This is a genomic window from Pseudomonas sp. 5P_5.1_Bac1 (genome assembly GCF_025466015.1).
Classification (GTDB): Bacteria; Pseudomonadota; Gammaproteobacteria; order Pseudomonadales; family Pseudomonadaceae; genus Aquipseudomonas.
Genome location: NZ_JANLNX010000098.1, coordinates 42,155 through 50,867, shown reverse-complemented (window position 1 = coordinate 50,867; position 8,713 = coordinate 42,155). Strand labels below are relative to the sequence as shown.

Sequence of the window (8,713 nt, the reverse complement as noted above, 5' to 3'; positions counted from 1 at the left end):
CTCGACGCTGTAGCTGTCGATTTTCAGCAGGGCCGAGGAGCTGGCCAGGTTGAACTTGGCGTTCGGGTCGATCTTGTCGTTTTCGTCCAGCAAGTCGATCCGGCCGGCTTCGATCAACTTGTAGGTGCTGCCATTGGCGGAGAAGTCTTCGCCTTGGGCGGCCAGCAGGACCTTCACATTCTTGTCGAACTCGGCGATGCCGGTGACGCTCAACACCGCGACATCCGGGTTGGTGGCGCTGCTCAGGTTCAGGCCCAGTGTCGAGTTGGTGGCCATGTACAGGTTGCCGTAGAGGCTGGTGTGCGTGCCGAGCAGGTTCAGTTGCGATGGCGCGTTGCCTGGCACATCGCCCACTTCGAACCAGCTGTTGGTGTCTTTCATGCGGATGTTGTAGCCATCTGCTTCGGCGCTGGTGCCGGTGAAGTCGACGTTGCCGGTCACACCTACGTTGGACAGGTCGATCAGGTTGCCGACGACCTGGCTGCCGTTCTGCAGCTCCAGAGTAACGCGGCCGCGGCTTTCGCTGGCGTCGACGGCTTCATCTTCGGAGATCAGTTTGCCGCTGTTGATGATCCGCAGCGGAGCGTATTGACCGAGTTGACCGGTGGGGTCGTTTTCCAGGTCAACGTCAAACCCGCCGATAACGATAGCGGCGTCGGTAGCCTGGATCGTGCCGGTGTTGATCAGATGATTTTCTTCGCGGGTGAAGCTGGCGCCATCGATGCGGATGCCTTCAGCGTCGTCGCCGCTGGCGATGATGGTGCCGTGGTTCTCGATGCCGGCCAGGTCGGTCATGTCGACCTGCTGCCAGCGCTCGTTCGAGGTGACGTCGATGGCGGTGGCACCAGCACCGGTGACCTGGATCAGGCCGCGGTTGATGACCTTGCCAACAATTTCGCCGCCTTCCAGGTTGATGCCCTTGGCGTCACGGCCTTCGGCGATGATGCGGCCGGTGGCGGCGTTCACCAGGTCACCCTTGATGGTGGTCGAGCCACTCATGTCGATGGCGCGTGCCACGTCGGTGCCGCCATCGTCGGTCAGGGGTTCACCCTTGGCCAGCAGCAGGCCTTCGTTGATCACGCTGCCGCCGATGATGGCCGGGTCGATCATCAGGGCGTTGGCGCCGCCGCCGATCGCGCTGATGCTGCCTTTGTTGATGACGCTGCCGTCGATGCGGTTGTTGATCCAGGTATTGCCGTCTTCGTAGACATCCATGTCCACGCCGCCGGCGAAGTCACCGGTGCTATTGATAGTGGCGTTGAGGATCAGGTCTTTCTGCAGGTGGCTGCCATTGAATTCGATGGCGTCCTCGTCGCTACCGCCGGTGTAGGTGCCGGTGATTTCGAGGTTTTCGCTGTAAGTCTGGCGTTCGCTGAGGAAGCCGGCATTGGTCAACTGCACGGTCTGTGCCCAGGCGGGCAGGGTGGTGGCGGTTACCGCCAGGGCGAGCAGGGTCTTGCGGAAAATCGGGGAGGCCACAGTTCATTCCTTAAACGTCTTGGGAGTCACGGTGCGTCCTTGCGTGGTACAGGCCTGGCTGGTAATGGCGGCGCTAGAGCCACGCAACGAGCGCGGCAGATGGTAACGAACCTGCCATTCAAATGACATCCTTTTGACGCCAGCGTTCCGTGCATTCGGTTGCCACAAAAGGGCCATCTCAGAGGTGTCTATCGGCAAGCGGCAACTCGCGGCATTGCCGCTTTGCTGGCGGCAGGCGGAAATCCATTGCCGCTTTTCTGGCATTGCCGCGTGCGGCATTTCAGCAAAAGCCCCGGTTTTACTGGGGTTTCCTTTTTTGGCATGGGACTTGCTCTTTCATCGGCAACGAACCATCCGGCCAACCTTTGAAGGTTTCCCCGACATGAGCATCAGTTTCGACAAAGCACTTGGCATCCATGAAAAGGCCCTCGGCTTCCGCGCCCAGCGCGCCGAAGTGCTGGCCAACAACATCGCCAACGCCGATACGCCGAACTTCAAGGCGCGGGACATGGACTTCTCGTCCGTTCTGCAGGCTGAGACCGACAAGGTCAAGAACGGCCACTTCGCCCTGGACCGGACCAATTCCAAGCACATCGAAGCCGAAGGCGTGACCCTCAGCGACGAAGCGCTGCAATACCGTACGCCGATGCAGCCGTCGATCGACCAGAACACCGTCGATGCGCAGCTTGAGCAATCGAGCTACGCCGAGAACTCGGTCGGCTTCCAGGCCAGCTTCACGCTGCTCAACAGTAAATTCAAAGGGCTGGTTTCGGCCCTGCGCGGAGAGTAATCCATGTCCCTCGCCAGTGTTTTCAACATCGCCGGTAGCGGCATGAGCGCGCAGACCACCCGTCTGAACACCGTCGCTTCGAACATCGCCAACGCCGAGACCGTCTCGTCGAGCATCGACCAGACCTACCGCGCCCGCCACCCGGTGTTCGCCACCACCTTCCAGCAGGCCCAGAACGGCAGTCAGTCGCTGTTCCAGGACCAGGATGCGGCAGGGCAGGGTGTGCAGGTGCTTGGCGTGGTCGAGGATCAGAGCAATCTCGAAGCCCGCTACGAGCCGAACCATCCGGCGGCGAACAAGGACGGCTACGTCTACTACCCGAACGTCAATGTCGTCGAGGAAATGGCCGACATGATTTCGGCCAGTCGTTCCTTCCAGACCAACGCCGAGTTGATGAACACGGCCAAGACCATGATGCAGAAAGTTCTGACCCTGGGTCAGTGATAAAGGACCACGCCAATGGCCAGCGTCAACGATACAACCTCAGGGGTTAACCTGAACGACGTCATCAAGGCGTCGGCGAAGACCACGACCACTCAAACGGGTGTCGCCTCCGCTACCAACAGCTCGACCGGCGGCAAGACGCTGGGCAAGGATGCGTTCCTGCAGTTGCTGGTTACCCAGATGCAGCACCAGAACCCGCTCGATCCGCAGGACAACAGCGAGTTCGTCGCTCAGTTGGCGCAGTTCAGCAGCCTGGAAGGCATCACCTCGCTGAACGAGTCGGTGACCGCGATTTCCGGCAACTACAAATCGTCGCAGGCGCTGCAGGCGTCGTCGCTGGTGGGTCGCTCGGTGATCGCCCAGACCGACAAGGCAGTGGTCGATACCACCAAGAGCCTGAGCGGTTCGGTCGTGGTGCCGCAGTCGGTGAGCAGTGTCACGCTCTCCATCACCGACAAGGACGGCAACGCTGTGCGTACCATCGACATGGGTGCACAAGCGGCCGGCAACGCCGCATTCGTCTGGGACGGCAAGAACGAAAGTGGTGAAGTGGTTTCGCCGGGGACCTACAACTTCAAGGCCTCCACCACCGTCGATGGCAAGGCCATGGAAATGTACACCTTGCTGCCGGCCACGGTCAGCAGCGTCACCATCAGTCAGACAGGGGGCGAGATGATGTTGAACCTCGCCGGTCAGGGCAGCGTCGCGCTGTCCAAAGTCCAAACCATCGGTATATAGAGCCGGCTAACGCGGCACAGGAGTGGAAAGATGTCTTTCAATATCGGCCTTAGCGGTCTCTATGCAGCCAGCAAGCAGCTCGACGTTACCGGCAACAACATTGCCAACGTCGCCACCACCGGTTTCAAATCCTCCCGCGCGGAGTTCGAAGACGTTTACTCGGCCAGCAAGCTGGGCGTCGGCAGCAAGACCGTCGGTAACGGCGTGCGTCTGGCTGCGGTCTCGCAACAGTTCGGCCAGGGTGACATCAACAACACCGGCAACGTGCTGGACATGGGTATCCAGGGGCAGGGTTACTTCATCCTCAGCGACAACGGTTCGCTGAGCTACACCCGTTCCGGCGCCTTCCAGACCAACAAGGACAACTACGTCGTCACCAACGACGGCGTACGCCTGCAGGGTTATGCCGCGGACGAAAATGGCACCATCCTCAAGTCCGGTCTGACCGACTTGAAGATCGATACCTCGGCACTGGCACCGAAGGCCACCAGCCTGATCGACCAGGGCATCAACCTGAACTCCTCGGCCGACAGCATTCCGCTGCCGACCGCAACGCCGGCCGGCCCGACCTTCGTGCCAACCGACGAGACCACGTACAGCAAGAAGTTCTCGACCGAGATCTACGATAGCCAGGGTAATAAACACACCATGGAGCAGTACTATCGCAAGACCGACCAGAACACCTGGACCATGTACACCCTGGTCGACGGTCGCAACCCGCAGAACCCGGCGAGCACCTCGCCGCTGGTGGGCAGCATGACCTTCAAGTCCGACGGCACCATCAACACCATGACCGGTACGGTCGCGCCGGATGACAGCTTCGCGGTGGTCAACAACGTCTTCACCCTGAAGGGCTGGATTCCGTCGGCGTACAACGCTACTACCGGTACCTGGAGCCCGAACGGTTCCGTCGGCAATGCCGACGGCATCCGCGTGGACATGAACTCGACGTCCTCCTACAACACCGAGACCGCACGCCTGTCGCAGTCCCAGGACGGCTATGCCACCGGTATCCTGTCGAGCCTGAGCATCGACTCCACCGGCGTCATGTTCGCAAGCTTCAGTAACCAGCAGTCTCGCGCCATTGGCCAGGTGGCAATCGCCAGCTTCGCCAACGAGCAGGGTCTGCAGCAGCAGGGCGGTACGCGCTGGAAAGAGACCTACGCGTCGGGCATTCCTGGCGTCGACACGCCGAAGACCGGCACCCTGGGTTCGATTCAGTCCAACTCCCTGGAAGAGTCCAACGTCAACCTGACCCAGGAACTGGTCGAGCTGGTGAAGGCGCAGTCCAACTACCAGGCCAACGCCAAGACCATCTCCACTCAGAGCTCCATCATGCAGACCATCATCCAGATGACCTGATGACGGTGGCGCCGGTTCATCCGGTGCCCTGAGTGTTACGCGAGCCCCTTCCCGGTCCGGGCGGGGGTTCGTTGTTTTCGGAGGTATGTGATGAAGCGATCCCTGTGTCTTGTGCTGGTACTGTTGGCGGCCCAGTCCTGGGCGGCAATGGCGCCCTGGTACCGCTGGGAAAGCCAGGCCGATGGGCGTCTGGTGTGTTCGCAGCATTCGCCGGGCGAGGGCTGGAAGCAATTTGCCGGGCCCTTTAACAATGCCGGGTGCCGTCCCTGAATGTCCGGGGGCGGGATCTTGCCGCCAGCGGCAGCCTGCCGCCGATAATTTGTCTTTCTCTCTCTCCCTGAAACGACCCTCAATCGACAAAACCCCGAAAACACTGGGCTTTTGCACTCACTGCATTAATTGGTTCGAAAATTGCTTCACCGTGCCAGAGCAGCGGTGAACGGCAAGTGTTCGCCAGCGCAGCGGAGGATGACTGTGGACAAGATGCTATACGTGGCCATGACCGGCGCCAGCCAGAACGCGCTGGCCCAGCGGGCCCATGCCAACAACCTGGCGAACATTTCCACCAGCGGTTTTCAGCGTGACCTGGAGCAGGCGCGTTCGATGCCGGTTTTCGGTGACAGCTTTCCGGCGCGGGCCTATGCCATGACCGAGCGCCCGGCGACCGATTTCAGCCCCGGTGCGCTGCAGGAAACCGGCCGTGACATGGACGTTGCCATCGGCGGCGACGGCTTCATTGCCGTGCAGGCGCCCGACGGCAGCGAAGCCTATGTGCGTACCGCGAGCCTGAACATTGACGCCGTTGGCGTCCTGCGCGCCGGCAACGGCATGCCGGTGATGGGCAACGGTGGTCCGATCGCCGTGCCGCCAGAGCAAAAGGTCGAGATCGGCCAGGACGGCACCATCAGCATTCGCGCCATGGGCGAAGGCCCGCGGGTGATGGCTGAGGTTGACCGGATCAAGCTGGTCAACCCGGACCTGAAGACCATGACCAAAGGCCTCGATGGCCTGATTCATACCAAGAGCGGCCAGCCCGCCGACGCCGATGCCAATGTGCAGGTGGTGTCCGGCTTCCTGGAAGCGAGCAACGTCAATGCCGTGGAAGAGATGACCTCGGTCCTCGCCCTGGCCCGGCAGTTCGAACTGCACGTCAAGATGATGAACACGGCCAAGGAAGGCGACGAAGCCATGGCTCGGGTTTTGCAAATCAGCTAATTACACAGGCGTAGCGCCGTAAAACAGGCGTACGAGGAGAACAGCATGCTTCCGGCTCTTTGGGTCAGTAAAACCGGTCTGTCCGCCCAGGACACCAACCTCACCGTCATCTCCAACAACCTGGCCAACGTCTCGACCACCGGTTTCAAACGTGATCGCGCCGAGTTCCAGGACCTGCTCTATCAGGTCAAGCGCCAGCCAGGTGCCCAGTCGACCCAGGACAGCGAACTGCCGTCGGGTCTGCAGGTCGGTACCGGTGTGCGCATCGTCGGCACCCAGAAAAACTTCATGACCGGCAGCCTGCAAACCACCGAGAACCCGCTGGATCTCGCGGTCAACGGCCGTGGTTTCTTCCAGGTTCTGCAGCCGGATGGCACCGTTTCCTACACCCGTGACGGCACCTTCCACCTGAACTCCGATGGTCAGGTCGTTACTGCCAACGGCTTCGCCCTGGAGCCGGCTGTTGTCGTGCCGCCAGATGCGCAGACCTTCACCGTTGGCCAGGACGGCACTGTGTCGATCACCACCGCCGGCAGCCCTGCCGCACAGGTCATTGGCAACATCCAGACCGCCGACTTCATCAACCCGGCCGGCCTGCAGGCCATGGGTGGCAACCTGTTCCTGGAAACCGCCGCCAGCGGCGCGCCGCAGATCGGTACCCCGGGCCTCAACGGCTTCGGCACCACCCTGCAGCAGACCCTGGAAAACTCCAACGTCAGCACCGTGGAAGAGCTGGTCAACATGATCACCACCCAACGCGCCTACGAAATGAACTCCAAGGTCATTTCCACCGCCGACCAGATGCTCTCGTACGTTACCCAGAACCTGTAATTGAAGTAGCTGTTACACCGTGAGGTCAGAGTCATGAGCCGTTTGCTATCCGTATTCGCCCTGGGGGGGGCGGTGTTGCTGGCTGGTTGCGTCGCGCCGACGCCCAAGCCCAACGATCCGTACTACGCGCCGGTATTGCCGCGTACGCCCCTGCCGGCGGCGGCCAACAACGGTTCGATCTACCAGGCCGGTTTCGAGCAGAACCTGTACAGCGACCGCAAGGCGTTCCGGGTCGGTGACATCATCACCATCACCCTGAACGAGCGGACCCAGGCCAGCAAGAACGCCAACTCGCAGATCGCCAAGAACAGCAATGCCGAGCTGGGCCTGACCTCGCTGTTCGGTTCGAGCCTGACCACCAACAACCCGATCGGCAGCAACGACCTGAGCCTCAGCGCCGGCTACAGCGGCGACCGCACCACCAAGGGCGACAGCAAGGCGGCCCAGGGCAACACCCTGACCGGCTCGATCACTGTCACCGTGGCCGACGTGCTGCCCAACGGCATCATTGCCGTGCGCGGCGAGAAGTGGATGACGCTCAATACCGGTGACGAACTGGTACGCATCGCCGGCATGGTTCGCGCCGACGACATCGCCACTGACAACACCGTGCCGTCGACCCGGGTCGCCGATGCGCGCATCACCTATTCGGGAACCGGTTCCTTCGCCGACGCCAGCCAGCCGGGATGGTTCGACCGCTTCTTCCTCAGCCCGCTTTTCCCGTTCTAGGTCCGGATGCCCATGTTCAACTTCAAGCAACTGCTTGCCGCGACCCTTCTGCTCAGTGCGGCGTTCAGCGCCCACGCCGAGCGCCTGAAGGACATCGCCAGCATTTCCGGCGTGCGCTCCAACCAGTTGATTGGTTACGGCCTGGTCGTGGGCCTGAACGGTACGGGTGACCAGACCACTCAGACCCCGTTCACCCTGCAGACCTTCAACAACATGCTCTCGCAGTTTGGCATCAAGGTGCCGGCCGGCTCGGGCAACGTGCAGTTGAAAAACGTCGCTGCGGTGTCGATTCATGCCGACCTGCCGCCCTTCGCCAAGCCCGGTCAGGTGGTCGACATCACCGTGTCCTCCATCGGTAACTCCAAGAGCCTGCGCGGCGGCAGCCTGCTGATGACGCCGCTCAAGGGTATCGACGGCAACGTCTACGCCATCGCCCAGGGCAACCTGGTGGTGGGCGGTTTTGACGCCGAAGGTCGCGACGGCTCGAAGATCACCGTCAACGTGCCGTCGGCCGGTCGCATTCCCGGCGGTGCCTCGGTGGAGCGGGCCGTGCCGAGCGGTTTCAACCAGGGCAACAGCCTGACCCTGAACCTCAACCGTCCGGACTTCACCACGGCCAAGCGTATCGTCGACAAGGTCAACGAGCTGCTCGGCCCGGGTGTTGCCCAGGCGGTGGATGGCGGTTCGGTGCGGGTCACCGCGCCGCTGGATCCGGGGCAGCGGGTCGATTACCTGTCGATCCTTGAGAACCTGGAGATCGATCCGGGTCAGGCGGTGGCCAAGGTCATCATCAACTCGCGTACCGGCACCATCGTCATCGGGCAGAACGTCAAGGTGTCGCCGGCCGCAGTGACCCACGGCAGCCTGACCGTGACCATCACCGAAGACCCGATCGTCAGCCAACCGGGCGCGTTCTCCAACGGCCAGACTGCCGTGGTGCCGCGCTCGCGGGTCAATGCCGAGCAGGAAGCCAAGCCGATGTTCAAGTTCGGTCCGGGCACCACGCTTGACGAGATCGTCCGTGCCGTCAACCAGGTCGGCGCCGCGCCGAGCGACCTGATGGCAATCCTCGAAGCCCTGAAACAGGCCGGCGCCTTGCAGGCCGACCTGATCGTGATCTGAGGC

Annotated in this window: 9 protein-coding genes and 1 pseudogene; 9 read left to right on the top strand and 1 reads right to left on the bottom strand. The window is 61.8% G+C overall.

Features of this window, described 5'->3' with window-relative positions; all coding sequences use genetic code 11:
• A pseudogene (locus NTD82_RS21610) lies at positions 1–1,479 on the bottom strand (autotransporter outer membrane beta-barrel domain-containing protein); the annotation flags it as partial.
• Between the two features lie 382 nt (positions 1,480–1,861).
• Between NTD82_RS21610 and flgB the strand changes: the two are divergent.
• The 9 genes from flgB to NTD82_RS21565 all read left to right on the top strand — a co-directional run bounded on the left by flgB (position 1,862) and on the right by NTD82_RS21565 (position 8,710).
• A complete protein-coding gene (flgB, locus tag NTD82_RS21605; protein WP_095156923.1) occupies positions 1,862–2,269 on the top strand; it encodes a flagellar basal body rod protein FlgB in 408 nt (135 codons plus the stop codon).
• A 3-nt stretch (positions 2,270–2,272) separates the two neighbouring features.
• Positions 2,273–2,713, top strand: coding sequence for a flagellar basal body rod protein FlgC (gene flgC / locus NTD82_RS21600; RefSeq protein WP_009402938.1), 441 nt, complete (start codon positions 2,273–2,275; stop codon positions 2,711–2,713).
• 15 nt (positions 2,714–2,728) lie between these two features.
• Entirely contained in the window at positions 2,729–3,451 is a 723-nt protein-coding gene (flgD, locus tag NTD82_RS21595; RefSeq protein ID WP_095156924.1) for a flagellar hook assembly protein FlgD, read from the top strand.
• 30 nt (positions 3,452–3,481) lie between these two features.
• The gene (gene flgE, locus NTD82_RS21590) at positions 3,482–4,813 is read left to right on the top strand and encodes a flagellar hook protein FlgE (protein WP_262130160.1); all 1,332 of its coding nucleotides are present in this window, start codon (positions 3,482–3,484) and stop codon (positions 4,811–4,813) included.
• Positions 4,814–4,903: 90 nt separating this feature from the next.
• Positions 4,904–5,083 carry a hypothetical protein gene (locus tag NTD82_RS21585; protein WP_262130159.1) on the top strand — a complete coding sequence of 60 codons (180 nt, stop codon included), beginning with the start codon at positions 4,904–4,906 and terminating at the stop codon, positions 5,081–5,083.
• Positions 5,084–5,287: 204 nt separating this feature from the next.
• On the top strand, positions 5,288–6,028 hold the full coding sequence (locus NTD82_RS21580) for a flagellar basal body rod protein FlgF (protein WP_110969461.1): 741 nt from the start codon (positions 5,288–5,290) through the stop codon (positions 6,026–6,028).
• 45 nt (positions 6,029–6,073) lie between these two features.
• On the top strand, positions 6,074–6,859 hold the full coding sequence (gene flgG, locus NTD82_RS21575) for a flagellar basal-body rod protein FlgG (protein ID WP_095156928.1): 786 nt from the start codon (positions 6,074–6,076) through the stop codon (positions 6,857–6,859).
• Between the two features lie 33 nt (positions 6,860–6,892).
• Positions 6,893–7,588 (top strand): flagellar basal body L-ring protein FlgH, encoded by a 696-nt coding sequence (gene flgH / locus NTD82_RS21570; RefSeq protein ID WP_095156929.1) that lies wholly within the window; start codon positions 6,893–6,895, stop codon positions 7,586–7,588.
• 12 nt (positions 7,589–7,600) lie between these two features.
• Positions 7,601–8,710, top strand: a complete 1,110-nt coding sequence (locus NTD82_RS21565) for a flagellar basal body P-ring protein FlgI (RefSeq protein WP_095156930.1) — start codon at positions 7,601–7,603, stop codon at positions 8,708–8,710.
• Positions 8,711–8,713 lie beyond the last annotated feature (3 nt).